Annotated in this window: 1 protein-coding gene; it reads left to right on the top strand. The window is 64.1% G+C overall.

The genetic code is table 11. The annotated features are described in order from the left end of the window. Positions 1–2,350, top strand: a 2,350-nt coding sequence (lon, locus tag DU475_RS23585; RefSeq protein WP_164633492.1) for an endopeptidase La, incomplete at its 5' end; no start/stop codon positions are given. Positions 2,351–2,412 lie beyond the last annotated feature (62 nt).

A 2,412-nucleotide genomic window follows, 5' to 3' on the forward strand; every position in this document is an offset into this window, starting at 1 on the left:
AGAGGTGTATAAGAGACGGCCGCTGTTCGTCGGCCGCGAGAAGTCGATCCGCGCCCTCGAGGAGGTGATGAAGAACGACGCGCTGATCATGCTGGCGACGCAGAAGAACGCGTCCGACGACGATCCGGCACCCGACTCCATCTACGAAATCGGCACCCTGGCCAGCGTGCTGCAATTGCTCAAGCTGCCCGACGGCACCGTCAAGGTGCTGGTCGAGGGCCTCGCGCGCGCCAAGGTCGACAAGTACACCGATCGGGCGGACTACTACGAAGCGGGCGCCGTCGCGCTCGAAGACAGCGATGCCGACTCGGTCGAGGCCGAGGCGCTGTCGCGCTCGGTGGTGTCCGACTTCGAAAGCTACGTGAAGCTCAACAAGAAGATCTCGGCCGAAGTCGTCGGCGTGGTGCAGTCGATCACCGACTTCGCCAAGCTCGCCGACACCGTCGCCTCGCATCTCGCCGTCAAGATCGCCGATCGCCAGGGCATCCTGGAGACGCTGTCGGTGACGCAGCGGCTGGAGAAGGTGCTCGGCCTGATGGAGAGCGAGATCTCGGTCCTGCAGGTCGAGAAGCGCATCCGCAGCCGCGTCAAGCGGCAGATGGAGAAGACCCAGCGCGAGTACTATCTCAACGAGCAGATGAAGGCGATCCAGAAGGAGCTCGGCGACGAAGACGGCCGGGACGAGCTCGCCGAACTCGAAGAGAAGATCGCCAAGACCAAGCTGACCAAGGAAGCCCGTGAGAAGGCGCAGCACGAGCTGAAGAAGCTGCGTCAGATGTCGCCGATGTCCGCGGAAGCGACGGTGGTGCGCAACTATCTCGACTGGCTGCTGTCGATCCCGTGGAACAAGAAGTCCAAGGTGAAGAAGGATCTCGGGGCGGCGCAGGCCGTGCTCGATTCCGATCACTACGGGCTCGAGAAGGTCAAGGAGCGGATCGTCGAGTATCTTGCGGTGCAGTCGCGCGCCAACAAGCTGTCGGGCCCGATCCTGTGCCTGGTCGGCCCGCCCGGCGTCGGCAAGACCTCGCTCGGCAAGTCGATCGCGAAGGCGACGGGGCGCGAATTCGTTCGCGTGTCGCTCGGCGGCGTGCGTGACGAGGCCGAGATCCGCGGTCACCGCCGTACCTATATCGGCTCGATGCCCGGCAAGATCATCCAGTCGATGCGCAAGGCGAAGACGTCGAATCCGCTGTTCCTGCTCGACGAGATCGACAAGATGGGCGCCGACTTCCGCGGCGATCCGTCCTCGGCGCTGCTCGAGGTGCTCGATCCCGAACAGAACGGCACCTTCAACGACCACTATCTCGAGGTGGACTACGATCTGTCCAACGTGATGTTCATCACCACGGCGAATACCCTGAACATTCCGGGGCCGCTGATGGATCGTATGGAGATCATCCGGATCGCCGGCTACACCGAGACCGAGAAGGTCGAGATCGCGCGCAAGCACCTGATCCCGCAGGCGCTGACCAAGCACGGCCTCGACTCCAAGGAATGGTCGATCGACGACGATGCGTTGCTGCTGGTGATCCGGCGGTACACCCGTGAAGCGGGCGTGCGCAATCTTGAGCGCGAAATCTCCACACTGGCCCGCAAGGTCGTGAAGGAGCTGATGCTCTCGAAGAAGAAGTCGGTGCACATCAACGAGAAGCTGATCGAAGAGTATCTCGGCGTGCCGAAGTTCCGGTTCGGCGAGATCGAGAAGGACGATCAGGTCGGCGTGGTGACGGGTCTGGCGTGGACCGATGTCGGCGGCGAGCTGCTGACGATCGAAAGCGTGATGATGCCGGGCAAGGGCCGGATGACGGTCACCGGCAACCTGCGCGACGTCATGAAGGAGTCGATCCAAGCGGCGGCATCTTACGTCCGCAGCCGCGCGATCACCTTCGGGATCGAGCCGCCGTTCTTCGAGAAGCGCGACATCCACGTCCACGTGCCGGAGGGTGCGACCCCGAAGGACGGCCCGTCGGCCGGCGTGGCGATGGCCACCACCATCGTGTCGGTGCTGACCGGCATCCCGATCCGCCGCGACATCGCCATGACCGGCGAGATCACGCTGCGCGGCCGGGTGCTGCCGATCGGCGGCCTCAAGGAGAAGCTGCTCGCCGCGGCTAGAGGCGGCATCAAGACGGTGCTGATCCCTGAAGACAACGCCAAGGATCTCACCGAGATTCCGGACGCCATCAAGGGTGGTCTGAACATCATCCCGGTCGCCCGGATGGACGAGGTGATCGCCAACGCGCTGACCCGCGCGCCGGTGCCGATCGTCTGGGAAGAGGACACCAAGCTGCCCGGCACCCCGGACAGCGCGGAAGCCGACGAAGCCGGCGGCGGTCTGACCGCGCACTAAGGCGGCGAGCGACACACAATGAATGCAGCGGCGCCCGAAAGGGCGCCGTTTGCGTTTTGGAG

Origin of the sequence: Rhodopseudomonas sp. WA056, from assembly GCF_010906995.1 — a bacterium.
GTDB classification, from domain to species: domain Bacteria; phylum Pseudomonadota; class Alphaproteobacteria; order Rhizobiales; family Xanthobacteraceae; genus Rhodopseudomonas; species Rhodopseudomonas palustris_G.